This is a genomic window from Bradyrhizobium sp. SZCCHNR2028, assembly GCF_032380995.1.
Taxonomy (GTDB): domain Bacteria; phylum Pseudomonadota; class Alphaproteobacteria; order Rhizobiales; family Xanthobacteraceae; genus Bradyrhizobium.
Genome location: NZ_JAUHJF010000006.1, coordinates 181,162 through 196,121, shown reverse-complemented (window position 1 = coordinate 196,121; position 14,960 = coordinate 181,162). Strand labels below are relative to the sequence as shown.

Genomic DNA, 14,960 nt, shown 5'->3' with positions numbered 1-14,960 from the left:
GTACCACAGATCCTATGGGGCGGCGGGTGGTCAAGAAGGGTTAGGATTGGATTTCCGAACCATCCGGCCCTCGGAGGATCAAGATGATCAAGCTCGATCGCACTGACACACCCGCCGCGGCGGAGCATGCCACGGTTTACCTCGCGTTTGAACTGAGCAAAGCGAAATGGAAGCTCGGCGTGCTGCTTCCTGGCTCGCAGAAACTGAGCCGGTACACGATCGGCGGCGGTGACTTGGCCGCCTTGGCGGCCCGGCTTGCGGACATGCGCAAGAAGGCTGCGGCTGCCGCGGGCGGCCGGCCGGTGCGCATCCTGTCATGCTACGAAGCAGGCTTGGATGGCCACTGGCTGCACCGATGGCTGAGCGGACAAGGCATCGTCAATCATGAGGTCGACCCTTCCAGCATCGAGGTGAACCGTCGTGCCCGGCGCGCCAAGACCGACCGGATCGATCTGGAGAAGCTGATGCGGGCGTTCCTCGCCCATTTGCGGGGCGAGCCTCGGGTCTGCAGCATCGTCCACGTGCCAAGCGTCGAGGATGAGGATCGCAAGCGCCGTCCCCGTGAACGTGATCGCCTGATCCAGGAGTGCACGGCTCACAGCAACCGCATCAAGGGACTGCTGCACGGCCAGGGCATTCGCGACGTCCACCCGCTCGATCGCTCGTTCCTGGAAAGCCTTGCCAGCCTGCGCACTGGCGACGGTCGTCCACTGCCGGTGCGGCTCAAGGAAGAGATCGTGCGCGAACACGAGCGACTGTGCCTGGTGGCACGGCAGCTCAAGGAGCTCGAGGCCAAAAGCAAAGCCGAGCTGTGCGCCGCTCGGCCCGGCTCGCCGGAAGCCAGGATCATGCAGCTCATGGATCTCAGGAGCATCGGCCCGGTCGGCGGCCAGAAGTTGGTCAACGAGGTGTTCTATCGCGACTTCGACAACCGTCGTCAGGTCGGCAGCTACTTTGGTCTCACCGGCACGCCCTATGACAGTGGCGAGCGCAGCCGTGAGCAGGGCATCAGCAAAGCCGGCAACCGGCGCGCCCGTGAGCTCGCGGTCGAGCTGGCGTGGCTATGGACCGTTCATCAGCCGGACAGCGCACTGACACGCTGGTTCCGCGAGCGGGTGCGCGACATCAAGGGACGCATCCGGCGAATTGCCATTGTCGCTCTGGCACGCAAGCTGATGGTGGCGCTGTGGCGCTATCTGGTGACCGGCGTTGTTCCCGAAGGCGCCGTGCTGCGTCCAACTTCGTAAACGGCTGCGCGCGCCATGACAGCCGACGTGAGCCAGGACCGACGCGTGACCGTGCTGAACCGGGGGCATAAACCTCCCGCTCTCACAGAGGGGTCCCGTCTTGACTGGGCCTTACCTTCCCCCGTGCATGAAAGATCAGGGTACCGGGCCTCGCGCCCGACCGGATACAAGGTGATGCGGTCGTTCCGCATTGTCGTTCACGGCCCAATCCTCGCATCACGTCCGGCCTGCCATCGCGACACCGCGCGTTGCGGGCGCGCCATGATGGCGCCAAGCTCGGCGCGCTCAAGGCCGCTGACGCGCCGCCTCCGGCGGTGGCCTTCGGCCAGCCTTGACCGCGCCTCTCCTTGGCGCCAAAGACCGCCCCCAACAAACGATGCCCCTCTTGACAACTTACTCCCCATACAAGGTTCAGCCGAGGCATCCCGGCATTCCCCGCGCGATGGTTTGAACGGCTGCTTCGCGTGCTCCCCGGTGCGCCGGGCTTGTTGGTCACCGTTGCCTGCGCGACGCGTGAGCGCCGCCGCAAGCGTAACACCAGCATCGGGGTGCCAGGACCACGCGACTTGACCGTGCGCATCGCCGTCGTTCGTCCGCGCGGCATCAACCACGCTGCGACATCGACACGCCCACCGCATCCCGCCTCAACGTTCGTGACGACCGCGAAGCGCCCCTCTTATCGAGACGGGACGGTGGGAGAGAAGCGCGAATTCTGATAAAGAGAAACAGGAATATTTTCGCGCGCAGGACTGGACAGGGGTGATGTGATTGAGGTGGTTCGGGAAATGAGTTTTTCGGCGCGCACCGTCTCGCGGCGATCGACCTGTGATCGGCAGGCCGGCGCGGTGGTGTTTCTTTTCTCAAGACCTTTTGCTGGAAGTGATTTGCCCGTCGGGCCTGACGGTCGCCATCAGCCTTCTGCTGTCGCGCGACGCCGCGATATCGGCGATCGATCGCAGCAAGATCAGCGGATCATGTCTCGCTGCGAGGAGGTCCCGCCACCGCCGGAAGCTGCCACGTCGTTCCGACGCGGGCGTCAGGATCATCAGCCGCCCGATTTGTTGATTTTCTTCACCTTGGCGTCGGTTGCCTCGATCGAGGCCGCCAGCTCCAGGATCGCCTTTGCCAGGAGGTCGGCGGCCTCCTTGGGGTCCTGCGACCGTTCGGCGCGCAGCGCGTAGTTCTTGGCTGAGGAGAGTGACATTGGCGACCTTTCCCACGGAAAAGCCCGCCGGGTCGAGACGACGGGCTGCCTGACGCGTCCTACGCGCGAGCGGTCCCTTGCAGACCGTGCGCGATTAGCCGCGAGAATGGCAGAGCGGGGTTAAGAAAATCCTCGTGACGCTCGCTTCGCCTATGCGTCGTCTGCCGCGCGCGTGGCCGCGTCGCGCACGAACGTCGGTTCGCGTCGAGGCGCCGATTTCAAAGCACGACGCCTTGGCGATAGGCGAGCTTGGCCCGGCCCTTTATCCGCATGCGTCGCCGCGAGACCTCGAGAGCGATTTGGTCGCGGTCGATTCGGGTCATCAGGACGCCGCAGCAGTCATAATGCGCAATTCCAATGTCGCGGCCTGTTTCGACGTGCAATTCCATGCGGGCCGGGTCTGGGCCGAAATTGCGCACGATCGCGTCGTCGCCATAAAAGCGCTTGATCGTGTCCTTGATGAAAATGACTTCATCAGCAGACAAGGGAGCGGGCGGCTGCGGAGGGCACTGGGGTTTGGCAGCGGGCATGGCGCTCAAAGTAGCGCCCGGGCAGTTTGGAGCCAAGCCTCGCCTGCCCCATGGTTTGACTGTTCTCACTGTCATCGACGAGCGCACGACCGCTCGCTTCAGGACTAGCCGCGCTCAGAACTTGTAGCCGACGCCGACCGTCGCCGTATGCGTTCGCGTCGTCACATGCGCGGTGAAGCGGTCGTCGAAGCCGACACCGACGCCGCCGGCGACGAAGAATGTCCGCCTCGCCACCGTGCTCGGCCTCGTCGTCTACCCGCAATTCCAGAAGCCGGTCGACCTGCCGGCCCTGCGCGAGACGCTGAAGCAGATAGCGACCATCGCCGACTGCGAGAAGCTCGTCGCGGCGGTGAGGTAGTCACGCGCTCGACCGTTCGAGTTGCGCCTTGCCGCCATATTAGAGTCCAACCATTAAGGCCGTCATGGCCGGACTTGTCCCGGCGATCCACGTCGTTCGAGATGGTGGATGGACGTGGATGCCCGGGTCAAGCCCGGGCATGACGAGTAACTAATTAGCGGCATCGAATGCCGCGATATTGCGCGTGCCACGGAGCGGCTTCGCCCCACGCTCACCCTCGCTGTTTCGCCGCCGCCTCCTGCAGATCCGGGGCATTCACGGCCGGAATCGCGATCCGTCCTGGCCCCGTCTGCGACAGCGCGGCGGCGGCCTTGTCGTTGTCCATGATCTTGGCCATCACGGCCTGGCCCGCGCGCTCGAAGATGGCGCGGTTCTCGATGACGAATTTCTGCGAGCGGCGCAGGCCGTCGATGTAGCCGTTGATCTCCGGCACGACGTAGCGCGCGACCATGTCCCAGCTGCGCCGCGAAGCTTCCGGGTTGGCCCAGTCGTGCACGAAGCCGATGATGTGGCCGACGCCGCCCGACACCTGCATCAGGTTCCTGATCGTCTTGACGAGATCGTCCGGCGTGCCGATCGTCGACGCCGCGCCCTCGACGAAGGCGGTCTTGTCGACGGCCTCGTCCGGCGATGAGAAGGCCTTCAGGCCGGGCCGCATCAGGGTGCCGACGGTGTACTCGTTGTGCCAGCGCATCAGTCCCGCGCCGGCCTCGCGCCGTGCCTGCTCGCGCGTCTCCGCGATGTGCCAGGACAGCAGCACGCGCCAGTCGGCGCGGCTCACTGTCGTGCCGTGCTTCTTCGCCGCGTCCTCGGCAAACTCCCATTGCTGCGGCAGCGCCATCAGCCCCTGCGTCGACATCGAGCCGAGCGAGATGATGCCGATGCCGTATTTGCCGGCCAACGTCATGCCGGACGGCGAGATCTGCGAGGCCACGACGAACGGCATCTCCTCCTGCAACGGCAGGATCTGCAAGGCCGCATCGTTCATCGTGAACCAGTCGCTCTTGGCGGTGACGCGCTCGCCGTTGAACAGGCGGCGGATGATGGCGATCGCCTCGTCCTGACGGTCGCGCTGCGTCATCGGATCGATGCCCAGAGTGTGGGCATCGGAGGCGAGCGCGCCGGGGCCCGAGCCGAAGATGGCGCGGCCGCCGGTCATGTGATCGAGCTGCACCATCCGCTGCGCGACGTTGTAGGGATGATGGTAGGGCAGCGAGATCACGCCGGTGCCGAGCCTGATGCGCTTGGTGCGCTCGCCGGCGGCGGCGAGAAACATCTCGGGGGAAGCGATCATCTCCCAGCCGCTGGAATGATGCTCGCCGCACCAGAACTCATCGTAGCCGAGCTCGTCGAGCTGCGCGACCAGATCGAGGTCGCGGCGGAATTGCAGCATCGGATGCTCGCCGATCGGATGATGCGGAGCGAGGAACGCTCCGAATTTGAGCCGCGCCATGCGTTTTCTCCCAAGCGGAATTCGTTGTTGCTTGCCGATCAGGCTAATTGGCGCATCGGTGTCAGGCAATCACCTTGGCGCGTATGCCGATCGGTGCATGGCTGCCATTTGTTTGTTTACTGATCGCCGATCGGTACGGCACACTTCCCGCTGACATGGTCGATTCGCGATGTGGCTCGAATGATGATTTCCAAATCGCGGTCGTCGGCCTTTGCGGTTGCGGAGTCTGTCGCGTTCACGCCAACGGCGATATTCGTGGTGCTCGGTTCGCATTTCGGTGATTGCTGCGTGAAGCGCCGCGTCGGCGTGGCATTTAGATCGCAGCAAGACCGAAATTCGCAATCAAATTGCTGACGTCCGGGATGGTGTGGGCTTTTTCTTTTGCACTGCAGCAACCATCTGGGTGATGGTGGATTGTCTACCCGCTGCCGTGAATACGCGAATGCCTAAGGAGCTGCCGTTGTCCCTCGCCGAAAATGTTGAGTATTTGCGACGGCTGCGCGAGCTGAACAGTATTACCGGATTTGCCGATTTTCATCGTCAGCCGCGTCGCGCTCCAGAGAATCCCCTGATCGAGATCGAGCACTTCGGCACCAACCCTGGGCGCCTGAAGATGTTTGCCTATGTGCCGGCGCAGCGTCAGCCGCTGGCGCCGCTGGTCGTCGTGCTGCATGGCTGCGGGCAGGGCGCCGCCGACTACGATCTCGGCGCCGGCTGGTCGACGCTCGCCAAGCATTTCGGCTTCGCGCTGCTGCTGCCGGAGCAGCAGCGGGTCAACAATCCGCAGCGCTGCTTCAACTGGTTTCAGTCCGAAGACATCACGCGTGATCAGGGCGAGGTCGCCTCGATCCGTCAGATGATTGCGCGCATGGTGGCGGATTGTGCCATCGATCCCAGGCGCATCTACGTCACCGGCCTGTCGGCGGGCGGCGCGATGACCATGGCGCTGCTCTCGGCGCATCCCGAATTGTTCGCTGCCGGCGCTGTCATCGCCGGGCTGCCGTTCGGCACCGCGCGCAGCATGCGCGACGCGATCCTGCAGATGCGGATGCCGCCGGCGCGCCCCGCAGGCGAGCTCGGCGATCTCGTTCGTCGTGCCTCGAACCACCGCGGCAAGTGGCCGAAGCTGTCGGTGTGGCACGGCACAGCGGACTACACCGTGCATCCGGACAATGCCGGCGAGATCGTCAAGCAGTGGCTGGACCTGCACCATCTGCCGCTGGCGCCGATGGCCGCGGCCGAGGTGAACGGCTATCCGCATGAGCAATGGTGGAATGCCGACGGCGAGACCGTCGTGGAATCGTTCACGATCTCCAACATGGCGCATGGCACGCCGATCGGGATCGCGGCCAACGACAAGCGCTATGGCAAGGCCGGGCCGTTCCTGCTCGAGGCCGGCATTTCCTCGTCCTATCACATCGCGAAATTCTTCGGCGTCACCGATTGGATTCGTCCGCTCAAGGCGGCCACGACGTCGCCGAGCACGAAGCTGATCCCGCAGGTGTCGCCGATCTCGGCGGTACCGGCCTTCACCAAGACCTTGCGACGCGCGGCGGACGCTCCATCGCCCGCTGCGGAACCGGTCGACGTCAAGCCGGCCGAGATCAAGGTGGTCGAGCCCAGAATGTCGCCGACCGGCATGCTGCTCTCTGCACCGGCATCCGCTGCGGTCCCGCAGCCCGAGGTCGAGCCCCAGTCGCCGTCGCGGAAAGCGGCCAAGTCCAAGCCGGACCAGAGGCCGGAGTCCAAGCCCGTGGCCGTCTCCAAGCCCGTGGAGCCGAAACGGCTGGAGTCGGCGACCGGCGAATCTTCGATCAACGGCAGTGGCGCGACCGTCAGGCCGCGGCGCCGAACCATCGACGTCGCTGCCGTGATCGACCGTGCCCTGCAAGCGGCCGGCCTGAAGTAGGCGGCCACAACCGCAGCCGTTCAGAGCTCGCTCGCGAGGGACGCGCGGGTCAGACGTCCCCGGTCAGGAACGGGTTGGTCATGCGCTCCTGGCCGAAGCTCGATCCGGCGCCATGGCCGCAGATGAAGCCGACGTCGTCGCCGAGCGGCAGCAGCTTGTCCTTGATCGATCTGATCAGCGTCTCATGGCTGCCGCCGGGCAAATCGGTGCGGCCGACCGAGCCGTTGAACAGCACGTCGCCGACCTGGGCGAAGCGCATCTCCTTGTTGAAGAACACGACGCTGCCGGGCGAATGTCCCGGGCAATGCAGGATGTCGAAGCTGAGCTCGCCGATCTCGACGCGGTCGCCCTCCTCGAGCCAGCGATCCGGTGTGAAATCGCGCACGCCTGTGATGCCGAAGCGCGCGCCGCTGGCGACGACGTTGTCGAGCAGGAACTTGTCGGCGACATGCGGGCCTTCGATCGGCACCTTCAGCGCGTCGCGCAGATCGGCCGCGCCGCCGACGTGATCGATATGGCCGTGCGTCAGCCAGATCTTCTCGACGGTGATATTGGCCTGCGCGATCGCCGCCTGAATGTTGGGCACGTCGCCGCCGGGATCGATCACGATCGCCTTCCGGGTCGCCTCGCACCACAGGATGGTGCAGTTCTGCTCGAACGGCGTGACGGGCACGATCATCGCGCCGGCCTTCGCCTTGGTGGTTTCGGGTTCGCTCATGGCGCCAGCATGCCGATTTTTCGCAGTGCGCCAAGCGAAAAACACCGCGTCACGGCGACCTGACACCTCACCGGCATCATCCATCGCCTGCCACTCTTTCGACGCTCGATGTCGATGCGATCTGGCTGTCGCCGATCTTCACTTCGTGGGCCGCAAAGTACGGCTGACGGCCTGACGGCCGCCGCGACCACGATCAACACGCCGATGCCGGTCGGGATCGACGAGGCGACATTGTTGGCGTGTCTGAGGACGGAGATGTCCGATCCAAGGTGGCGCATGCACGTGCAGGCGTTTTTCGACGAGGTCGATGTCTCCGTGATCCATAGTCTTGTCGTCGGCCATGTCGTCACGTTCGCAGAGCTACGACGTCGACCTGGATTCGAGCGCCGCCCTGCGGGCGGCCGTCTGTTAAGCGGAAGGCTGGCGTCAGGTTCCGGTTCCCCGGTGATTAGCGTGCTTGGGCGACGCCCGGAATCGGCTATGCTGTGGCGCATGGAATCGTCAGCCGCCAGGATCAGCCTCGTTCCCATCGACCGACGCCAGTCGGAGACGGCGCTGGCGATCGCGCGCGGCACCTCGCGCTTGCTGCGCTCGCTCGGCTTTGCCACCATCAGCGAGCTGCCGCTGCCGTCGGGACGTCGCGCCGACCTGGTGGCGCTGAACGAGCGCGGCGAGATCTGGATCGTCGAGATCAAGTCGTCGGTCGAGGATCTGCGCGCGGATCACAAGTGGGAGGACTACCGTGCCCATTGCGACCGGCTGTTCTTCGCCTTCACGCAGGATCTGCCGTGCGAGATCTTTCCGCAGGACACCGGCCTGATCGTGGCCGATGCCTATGGCGCCCACCTGCATTGCGAGGCGCCAGAGCACAGATTGCCGGCGCCGACGCGCAAGCTCATGACGGTGCGCTTCGGGCTCGCGGCGGCGCAGCGGATCAACCGGCTGATCGACCCGCAGGGCCACGCGGACCTCTAGAGAATCCTCAAGTGCGGTCCACTGGCCGGGGGGCCCGCCTAGGTAGGTGACAGAGGCTCCGTCAGGTCACGAGTCTCAAGATGAGAGACATCAGCATCGCTGAGAGCCGATCCGCATCACCACCAGCCTGGCCGATCGATCGCCAGGCATCGCCGTCAAAAATTGGCAGCGACGAGATCGTAGGATCCCCGGCTGCCGCGGACATAGACCCTGGCGGCGGCGGCGCAGATCCGCTCGCGGTTGGAATCGAACGCGGTCAGAAAGCCCGACTCGTCCGGACGGGTGTCGGGTTGAAGGCGTCTCAACGCGCCCTCGTCGACGAAGAACGATGCTTCCATCGCGCTGTCATAGCCCCAGAACCGTACGGCACGTCGCGTGCGGTCATAGGAGCGGCTGTGATTTGGAAACTCAATCATGTGTGTGTCCGATCAGGTTCGGAGGACGCCGCCGATAGGGCGGACGTCATCCAAGGGGCGTCGTTCGGCGGTGGTCGCCGGCGACAAAGGGTTGCGCGCATCTCAATCGAAAGCCGACGGCAATTCGCCGTGGCGGAAGAGGACCGTCGGCTCATCGTCATAGTCACCCATGTCGGGATCGCCCGAGGATGAGAAGGCGACGACGCCTGCCTTGCTCGACACCAGTCGTTCCGCAGTCCGGAGCGCGCTCGCTTCCGTCTTGCAGGCGATCGGCGTCTCGGCTTTCGCGCGTCCGCCCCGGCCGGCACTGAACGCCTGAACGAAATAGATCGTTTCGCGCGCCATGTTCTGTCCTTTGGGCTGTCGAGTACGGTCGGCCGCGTCGCCGCATTGCGCGCGGCGTTGATTGCGCGGCCCTGCGGCCTTGCGGGAGAACCATCCAGACTGATGAGGGCCGGAAATCTCCTAGCGCTTCTTCTTGTCGCTGGAAAAATCCGGCTGCCATGCTCCGGTCTTCTGGCTCGGCGCTGCGGCAATGCTCTTGGGCTTTTCCTTCTTGGGCTTCTTGGCTTCGCGATTGCCTTTTTGCTGACCTTTGGCCATGTCGATCTCCTCTCGGCTCGGGTTGGAGCTGGTTCAACGCATCGGACGAGGGCGCACGCGTCGATCCTGCGTGCGCGGCGTCACTGCCTATCGGCCGGGTGGCCGTCGTCCACCGGCTGCCGACGGGGCGCACGGTGTCTGATCTACGAATGCAGCGCGGCAGTTGCGAGCGCGAGCAGGATCAGCAGAAGCGGCACAATGATGGGTGGAACGATCCACTCGCTCAGACGAAACTGCGGCATTGGCTGTCCCTCGCGTGTTTGCGGCGGGAGCGCTCGTGACCCTCAGTCACCGATGAATGCCGTCGGAATGGCGGTGATCACCATTGATACACCCTGGCTCCTGCAATAGCGAGCACCAAAGCGCAGCGACACGGTCCGATGACGCCGGGCCGCTCGTCACGTCGTGCTGATGAGAAAGCGGTGGCTATTGCCGGCCGTAAGGCGCATGCTTCGAAGAGTTCGAGGTTGCGACAAGCGACAGCGAGGCTGTCGCGAAAGGTAGGCGCAGATGAGCATCCGCTCGCGGCGCGAATTCGTCACCTTCAAACATCCGTTCCGGATCAGAAGCATCGAGCGTCTCTTGCCCGAGGGCACCTACGAGGTGGTCACGGACGAGGAGCTGATCGAAGGATTGTCCTTTGCTGCCTACCGCCGGGTTGCGACGATGATGATGCTGCCCGCCGCCGGCTCGCGCTCTGCGGCCGTCGAGATGGTGTCCGTCAGCTCGGTCGATCTTGCAGACGCGCAGCGTGTCGACGCGAGTGCGTCGGATGACTGACGAACCGCTCGATCTCGACAGGCACCGCGGGATGAGCGCGCAGAAGGCCGTGGACCTGCGTCGCGCTCTGGCTGAGGCCGAGAGTCACGCGCGGGACCTGCGCGAGCGACAGGCTGTTCTCGAGCAGCACTTGCTCGCCAACGCGGCTGCGTCGTGGCCGGAAGCCGCCGCGAAGGCGCGCTATCTCCTGAACATGTATGCCGCGAGCCTTGCGGAACAGGATACCAGGCACCGGGAGCTGATCGCCGCCGTCCTGGCCGACTTCTCCCGGCTGACGGGGGAGAGCTGACGCGAGCCGAGGCTAGGGGCGCCGCCTGGCCTTGGATCCCCCGCCCGATCCAAGACTGTTGCTGGCGCAACAACATTCGCTTGTCCCGCCCTCCCGGCAATTTCCCATCTCTGCCCGATAAATGCCCCGCATGGGGCGCAACATCTCGGAACATTTTTAAGGCTCGAGCGGTATCCAGCCGAGGGGTGCGAACAGGGACGACAGATGCGACGGGTGCTCTTGGCGTTGACACTGCTCTACGCGACCGGAGTTCGCGCGGAGGAGATGGCGTTCTACGTCCTGGGCGTGGGCGCCGATTCCTGCGAGCGCTTCATCACCGCCGCCGAGGAGCAGCCGCCCGGCACCTACAAGGCGATCGGCAATGCCGACGGCCCCTACGTCAACGCCATCTCAAAGTATCAGCAGTGGATGATGGGCTACGTCTCCGCCATCAATGCGGACCGCGGCGACGAGGGCCGGCAGATCAAGCTCGATCTGACCGAGGTCGACAGCTGGATGCGCAATTGGTGCAGCCGCAATCCGCGGCGCACCGTCTTCCATGCGCTGCAGGCATTCGTGAAGTCGCACTGAGTGCGGACGAGCCGCAAAAGCCTACTTCGGCGCGCGCTTGGCGAGGATCCGCTGCAGGGTGCGGCGGTGCATGTTGAGCCGGCGGGCCGTTTCCGAGACGTTGCGGTTGCACATCTCATAGATGCGCTGGATGTGCTCCCAGCGGACACGGTCGGCCGACATCGGATTCTGCGGCAGCTCGGACTTTTCGCTGGTGGTCGACAGCAGTGCTGCAACGACGTCGTCGGCATCCGCCGGCTTGGCGAGGTAGTCGACGGCGCCCATCTTCACCGCCGTCACGGCGGTGGCGATGTTGCCGTATCCGGTCAGCACGATGGCGCGGGCCTCGGGGCGCTTGCGCTTCAGCGCCGACACCACGTCGAGGCCGTTGCCGTCGCCCAGCCGGAGGTCGACCACGGCGAAGGCCGGCGCTGCCTTGCCGATCTGTGAAATACCTTCGGCGACGCTTTCGCAGGAGGTGACCGTGAAGCCGCGGGTCTCCATGGCGCGCGACAGGCGCTCCAGGAACGGCTTGTCGTCCTCCACGATGAGGAGAGAGCGGTCCGGGTGGTTCGTCAGTTCGGCGATGGCGCCCACGGTCATATCCTTGAGAAGAAGGCTCGATGGTTGCGAGACGTCTGGTCCATCCTCATATGGTCTGCCGACCGGCCGCTGCCAAGATCGCGGGTTGCCGCAGTCTGCGGCGTGACGCCGCGCGGGGCGGGTGTGCCGTATGCCAGGACCACGCCGGCGGCGGCTGCCGCCGAGGCTTCATTCCGGCTCCGCCTCGCCATCGTCGTCCTCGCTGGCCTCGAAGCGCCGTCGCGGCCACACGATCTGGACCACGGCGCCATGGTCGGGGAAGGTGCGATTGCTGAACGAGACCTTGGCCCCGGTCCGCTCCAGCAGGGTGCGGGCGATGAACACGCCGAGCCCGAGGCCGCCGCCCTGGTTACCTCCCGGGCCGTCCTCGGCGCTGGGCCGTCGCGACAGATAGGGCTCGCCGATCCGCTTCAGGATATCAGGCGCGAAGCCGGGGCCGTCGTCGGACACCACGATCTCGACCGTCTCATTGTTCCACCAGGCGTTCACCTCGACGGCGTTGCGCGCGAAGTCGACGGCATTCTCCAGGATGTTGCCGACGCCATAGAGGATCGCCGGGTTGCGCGAGCCGACCGGCTCCTTGGCCGCGGCCACGGCGACGCGCACCTTGATGTCGACGCCGAAGTCGCGATGCGGGGCCACCGTCTCCTCGATCAAGGTCGACAGCTTCATCCGGTCGTACATCGACCCGATCGAGGACAGCTGGGTGATCTTGCCGAGAATGTCGCGGCAGCGCTGCGCCTGCTCGCGCAGGGTCTTGATGTCGGAGGTGACCTGGCTGTTGTCCTGCAGGGCGCGCTCCAACTCGCGCGAGATCAGCACGATGGTCGCGAGCGGGGTGCCGAGCTCGTGCGCGGCGGCCGCCGCGAGACCGTCGAGCTGGGTGAGGTGCTGCTCGCGCGCCAGCACCAGCTCGGTCGCCGCCAGCGCGTCCGACAGCTTGCGCGCCTCCTCGGTCACCTGGAACGCATAGAGGCTGGTGACGCCGATCGCGAGCGCGATCGAGAGCCACACGCCGAACAGATAGATGGGCGGGAAGATCAACGGCTCCTCGCCTTCCCACGGCAGCGGCAGGTGCATGAAGAACAAGGCGGTGGCGCAGGCCACGGCGAGCAGGCCGAGCATGATCGTCAGGCGGACGGGGAGGGCGGTCGCCGAGATCAGCACCGGCGCCAGGAACATGTAGGAGAACGGATTCTCCAGCCCGCCCGTGAGATAGAGCAGCACCGTCAGCTCGACGATGTTGAGCGCGAGCAGGCCTCCGGCGTGGGCCGGCTCCAACAACTGCATCGGGTTGAAGGCGATCTGCAGGCCGAGATTGAGCAGCGCCGAGATGCTGATCACCGCGAGACAGGGCACCACCGGCAGGTCGAACTCCAGCCCCTGCACCACGATGAAGATCGCGCTCAACTGACCGAGCGCTGCCAGCCAGCGCAGCCGCAGGATGGTGTCGAGCCGGACGCGCTGTCGCGGATGGCGATAGTCGGTGTCGGGCGTGTCGATGATCAGGGCGTCGTCGGTCATGACGGGAACCTAATGCCGCGCAGGCGCGGCGACAAATCTGGCCGGCCGTTGGTGGCCTGTTGCGGTTTGCGGCACAATGCCTCAATGAACCCCTCCCATGACGCAAGATGACGCAGTGCCGACCCTCTCATCCGATTCCAGCTCGGTTTCGCCCGCGATTGCCGTGTCGCGGCTGACCAAGGTCTACAAGACGACGACCGCTGTCGACGGCATCTCCTTTGCGATCCGCCGCGGCAGCATCACCGGGCTGCTCGGCGGCAACGGTGCCGGCAAGACCACGACGATTGCGATGATCATGGGGCTGGTGCAACCGACCTCGGGCGAGGTCGCCGTGCTCGGCCACAGGATGCCGGACGAGGCTGCTGCCGTGCTGGGGCGGATGAATTTCGAGAGCCCCTATGTCGACATGCCGATGCGCCTCACGGTGCGGCAGAACCTCACCATCTTCGGCCGGCTCTATGCGGTGGACCACCTCAAGGAGCGGATCGCGGAGCTCGCCGCCCAGCTCGACCTGACCGACTTCATCGATCGTGCCAATGGTAAGCTCTCCGCCGGGCAGAAGACGCGCGTCGCGCTGGCCAAGGCGCTGATCAATGATCCCGAGCTGCTGCTCTTGGACGAGCCGACTGCCTCGCTCGATCCTGACACCGCCGATTGGGTGCGTGGCCATCTCGACAGCTACCGCAAGCGCCGTGGCGCCACCGTGCTGCTCGCCTCGCACAACATGCTGGAGGTCGAGCGTCTGTGCGACCGCGTCATCATCATGAAGCGCGGTCGCATCGAGGACGACGACAGCCCGGCGCAGATCATGGCGCGCTACAACCGCTCGACGCTCGAGGACGTATTCCTCGACGTCGCCCGCGGCCGCGACCGGGAGGCCGCGCAATGAACGATCTTTCGCTCCGCATCGCCCCGCACCGGATCGGCGCGATGATCCTGCGCTACTGGTATCTGCTGCTGTCGTCCTGGCCGCGGCTGCTGGAGCTGATGTACTGGCCGACCCTGCAGATCATCACCTGGGGCTTCCTGCAGACCTACATCACCGCCAATACCGGCTTTTTCGCCCGCGCCGGCGGCACCCTGATCGGCGCGGTGATCCTGTGGGACATCCTGTTCCGCGGACAGCTCGGGTTCTCGATCTCCTTCCTCGAGGAGATGTGGGCGCGCAACATCGGCAACCTGATGATGAGTCCGCTGACACCGATCGAATTCCTGCTGGCGCTGATGACGATGAGCCTGATCCGGTTGGCCATCGGCATCATCCCGATGACCCTGATCGCGGTCTGGTTCTTCGACTTCAACCTCTACAGCCTCGGCCTGCCGCTGATCGCCTTCTTCTGCAACCTGATCTTCACGTCCTGGGCGGTCGGCATCTTCGTGTCGGGGCTGGTGCTGCGCAACGGGCTCGGCGCCGAGAGCATCGTCTGGACGCTGATGTTCGCGCTGATGCCGCTCGCCTGCGTGTACTATCCCGTGCAGGTGCTGCCGCATTGGCTGCAACTGGTCGCCTGGTCCCTGCCGCCGACCTACGTGTTCGAGGGCATGCGCGCGCTGCTGGCCGATCACATCTTCCGATCGGACCTGATGCTGACGGCGCTCGGGCTCAATGCCGCCCTGCTGCTGGCGTCGTTTGCGGCATTCATTGCCCTTTTGCGTAGCGCGCGTCGCGCCGGCTCGTTGCTGGCGGCAGGGGAATAATTGCGCTTTTCCCGTGGATTTCCGGGCTCATTTCGTCGCTTTGCGGCGTTGACACGTACAACACCGCATTGACGCTTAATTGCGCATTCGGCAGTATGCTGCAT

Annotated in this window: 18 protein-coding genes; 9 read left to right on the top strand and 9 right to left on the bottom strand. The window is 65.0% G+C overall.

Features of this window, described 5'->3' with window-relative positions:
- The first annotated feature begins 83 nt into the window (after positions 1-83).
- Positions 84-1,247: an IS110 family transposase gene (locus QX121_RS12925; RefSeq protein WP_315812112.1), complete on the top strand. Its 1,164-nt coding sequence runs from the start codon at positions 84-86 to the stop codon at positions 1,245-1,247.
- Between the two features lie 1,045 nt (positions 1,248-2,292).
- Here the strand turns inward: QX121_RS12925 and QX121_RS12920 are convergent.
- Both QX121_RS12920 and QX121_RS12915 read right to left on the bottom strand, forming a co-directional pair.
- Positions 2,293-2,451: a hypothetical protein gene (locus QX121_RS12920; RefSeq protein ID WP_213737209.1), complete on the bottom strand. Its 159-nt coding sequence runs from the start codon at positions 2,449-2,451 to the stop codon at positions 2,293-2,295.
- A 218-nt stretch (positions 2,452-2,669) separates the two neighbouring features.
- Complete coding sequence (locus tag QX121_RS12915; RefSeq protein WP_315812111.1) at positions 2,670-2,981, bottom strand: hypothetical protein; 312 nt, start codon at positions 2,979-2,981, stop codon at positions 2,670-2,672.
- Between the two features lie 235 nt (positions 2,982-3,216).
- Between QX121_RS12915 and QX121_RS12910 the strand changes: the two genes are divergently transcribed.
- Positions 3,217-3,339, top strand: coding sequence for a hypothetical protein (locus QX121_RS12910; RefSeq protein ID WP_315797247.1), 123 nt, complete (start codon positions 3,217-3,219; stop codon positions 3,337-3,339).
- Positions 3,340-3,550: 211 nt separating this feature from the next.
- On the opposite strand, the gene QX121_RS12905 is transcribed toward QX121_RS12910, so the two are convergent.
- Complete coding sequence (locus QX121_RS12905) at positions 3,551-4,792, bottom strand: LLM class flavin-dependent oxidoreductase (RefSeq protein ID WP_315797248.1); 1,242 nt, start codon at positions 4,790-4,792, stop codon at positions 3,551-3,553.
- A 442-nt stretch (positions 4,793-5,234) separates the two neighbouring features.
- Between QX121_RS12905 and QX121_RS12900 the strand changes: the two genes are divergently transcribed.
- Positions 5,235-6,701, top strand: coding sequence for a PHB depolymerase family esterase (locus tag QX121_RS12900; protein WP_315797249.1), 1,467 nt, complete (start codon positions 5,235-5,237; stop codon positions 6,699-6,701).
- 49 nt (positions 6,702-6,750) lie between these two features.
- Here the strand turns inward: QX121_RS12900 and QX121_RS12895 are convergent, their stop codons facing one another.
- The gene (locus tag QX121_RS12895; protein ID WP_315797250.1) at positions 6,751-7,419 is read right to left on the bottom strand and encodes an MBL fold metallo-hydrolase; all 669 of its coding nucleotides are present in this window, start codon (positions 7,417-7,419) and stop codon (positions 6,751-6,753) included.
- A gap of 492 nt (positions 7,420-7,911) precedes the next feature.
- On the opposite strand from QX121_RS12895, the gene QX121_RS12890 reads away from it, so the two are divergent.
- The gene (locus QX121_RS12890) at positions 7,912-8,394 is read left to right on the top strand and encodes an MmcB family DNA repair protein (protein ID WP_315735358.1); all 483 of its coding nucleotides are present in this window, start codon (positions 7,912-7,914) and stop codon (positions 8,392-8,394) included.
- Between the two features lie 155 nt (positions 8,395-8,549).
- Here QX121_RS12890 and QX121_RS12885 read toward each other — a convergent pair whose 3' ends face one another.
- The 3 genes from QX121_RS12885 to QX121_RS12875 form a co-directional block, all read right to left on the bottom strand.
- Positions 8,550-8,810, bottom strand: a complete 261-nt coding sequence (locus tag QX121_RS12885; RefSeq protein WP_315735356.1) for a DUF1488 domain-containing protein — start codon at positions 8,808-8,810, stop codon at positions 8,550-8,552.
- 102 nt (positions 8,811-8,912) lie between these two features.
- Positions 8,913-9,155 carry a hypothetical protein gene (locus tag QX121_RS12880; RefSeq protein ID WP_315812110.1) on the bottom strand — a complete coding sequence of 81 codons (243 nt, stop codon included), beginning with the start codon at positions 9,153-9,155 and terminating at the stop codon, positions 8,913-8,915.
- Positions 9,156-9,275: 120 nt separating this feature from the next.
- Positions 9,276-9,413, bottom strand: coding sequence for a hypothetical protein (locus QX121_RS12875; protein ID WP_315735351.1), 138 nt, complete (start codon positions 9,411-9,413; stop codon positions 9,276-9,278).
- Between the two features lie 510 nt (positions 9,414-9,923).
- On the opposite strand from QX121_RS12875, the gene QX121_RS12870 reads away from it, so the two are divergent.
- From QX121_RS12870 to QX121_RS12860, 3 genes are all read left to right on the top strand, one after another.
- The gene (locus QX121_RS12870; protein ID WP_315735348.1) at positions 9,924-10,193 is read left to right on the top strand and encodes a hypothetical protein; all 270 of its coding nucleotides are present in this window, start codon (positions 9,924-9,926) and stop codon (positions 10,191-10,193) included.
- Positions 10,186-10,482 (top strand): hypothetical protein, encoded by a 297-nt coding sequence (locus QX121_RS12865; protein ID WP_315735346.1) that lies wholly within the window; start codon positions 10,186-10,188, stop codon positions 10,480-10,482. The genes QX121_RS12870 and QX121_RS12865 overlap by 8 nt, the downstream gene beginning before the upstream one ends.
- A 204-nt stretch (positions 10,483-10,686) precedes the next feature.
- Positions 10,687-11,052, top strand: a complete 366-nt coding sequence (locus tag QX121_RS12860; RefSeq protein WP_315735343.1) for a hypothetical protein — start codon at positions 10,687-10,689, stop codon at positions 11,050-11,052.
- Positions 11,053-11,073: 21 nt separating this feature from the next.
- Here QX121_RS12860 and QX121_RS12855 read toward each other — a convergent pair whose 3' ends face one another.
- On the bottom strand, positions 11,074-11,628 hold the full coding sequence (locus tag QX121_RS12855) for an ActR/PrrA/RegA family redox response regulator transcription factor (RefSeq protein WP_315715137.1): 555 nt from the start codon (positions 11,626-11,628) through the stop codon (positions 11,074-11,076).
- A gap of 174 nt (positions 11,629-11,802) precedes the next feature.
- Complete coding sequence (locus QX121_RS12850; RefSeq protein WP_315735341.1) at positions 11,803-13,158, bottom strand: ActS/PrrB/RegB family redox-sensitive histidine kinase; 1,356 nt, start codon at positions 13,156-13,158, stop codon at positions 11,803-11,805.
- 97 nt (positions 13,159-13,255) lie between these two features.
- Here QX121_RS12850 and QX121_RS12845 point away from each other — a divergent pair, with 97 nt between their 5' ends.
- Both QX121_RS12845 and QX121_RS12840 read left to right on the top strand, forming a co-directional pair.
- Positions 13,256-14,047 carry an ABC transporter ATP-binding protein gene (locus tag QX121_RS12845; protein WP_315756844.1) on the top strand — a complete coding sequence of 264 codons (792 nt, stop codon included), beginning with the start codon at positions 13,256-13,258 and terminating at the stop codon, positions 14,045-14,047.
- The gene (locus tag QX121_RS12840; protein ID WP_315812109.1) at positions 14,044-14,856 is read left to right on the top strand and encodes an ABC transporter permease; all 813 of its coding nucleotides are present in this window, start codon (positions 14,044-14,046) and stop codon (positions 14,854-14,856) included. Before QX121_RS12845 ends, QX121_RS12840 begins: the two co-directional genes overlap by 4 nt.
- The last annotated feature ends 104 nt before the right edge of the window (positions 14,857-14,960 follow it).

What these genes read in the sequence shown, in the direction of transcription:
- QX121_RS12925 (WP_315812112.1), top strand. Translation starts at nt 84, where the DNA reads ATGATCAAGCTCGATCGCACTGACACACCCGCCGCGGCGGAGCATGCC.
- QX121_RS12920 (WP_213737209.1), bottom strand. Translation starts at nt 2,451, where the DNA reads ATGTCACTCTCCTCAGCCAAGAACTACGCGCTGCGCGCCGAACGGTCG.
- QX121_RS12915 (WP_315812111.1), bottom strand. Translation starts at nt 2,981, where the DNA reads ATGCCCGCTGCCAAACCCCAGTGCCCTCCGCAGCCGCCCGCTCCCTTG.
- QX121_RS12905 (WP_315797248.1), bottom strand. Translation starts at nt 4,792, where the DNA reads ATGGCGCGGCTCAAATTCGGAGCGTTCCTCGCTCCGCATCATCCGATC.
- QX121_RS12900 (WP_315797249.1), top strand. Translation starts at nt 5,235, where the DNA reads ATGCCTAAGGAGCTGCCGTTGTCCCTCGCCGAAAATGTTGAGTATTTG.
- QX121_RS12895 (WP_315797250.1), bottom strand. Translation starts at nt 7,419, where the DNA reads ATGAGCGAACCCGAAACCACCAAGGCGAAGGCCGGCGCGATGATCGTG.
- QX121_RS12890 (WP_315735358.1), top strand. Translation starts at nt 7,912, where the DNA reads ATGGAATCGTCAGCCGCCAGGATCAGCCTCGTTCCCATCGACCGACGC.
- QX121_RS12885 (WP_315735356.1), bottom strand. Translation starts at nt 8,810, where the DNA reads ATGATTGAGTTTCCAAATCACAGCCGCTCCTATGACCGCACGCGACGT.
- QX121_RS12880 (WP_315812110.1), bottom strand. Translation starts at nt 9,155, where the DNA reads ATGGCGCGCGAAACGATCTATTTCGTTCAGGCGTTCAGTGCCGGCCGG.
- QX121_RS12875 (WP_315735351.1), bottom strand. Translation starts at nt 9,413, where the DNA reads ATGGCCAAAGGTCAGCAAAAAGGCAATCGCGAAGCCAAGAAGCCCAAG.
- QX121_RS12870 (WP_315735348.1), top strand. Translation starts at nt 9,924, where the DNA reads ATGAGCATCCGCTCGCGGCGCGAATTCGTCACCTTCAAACATCCGTTC.
- QX121_RS12865 (WP_315735346.1), top strand. Translation starts at nt 10,186, where the DNA reads ATGACTGACGAACCGCTCGATCTCGACAGGCACCGCGGGATGAGCGCG.
- QX121_RS12860 (WP_315735343.1), top strand. Translation starts at nt 10,687, where the DNA reads ATGCGACGGGTGCTCTTGGCGTTGACACTGCTCTACGCGACCGGAGTT.
- QX121_RS12850 (WP_315735341.1), bottom strand. Translation starts at nt 13,158, where the DNA reads ATGACCGACGACGCCCTGATCATCGACACGCCCGACACCGACTATCGC.
- QX121_RS12845 (WP_315756844.1), top strand. Translation starts at nt 13,256, where the DNA reads ATGACGCAAGATGACGCAGTGCCGACCCTCTCATCCGATTCCAGCTCG.
- QX121_RS12840 (WP_315812109.1), top strand. Translation starts at nt 14,044, where the DNA reads ATGAACGATCTTTCGCTCCGCATCGCCCCGCACCGGATCGGCGCGATG.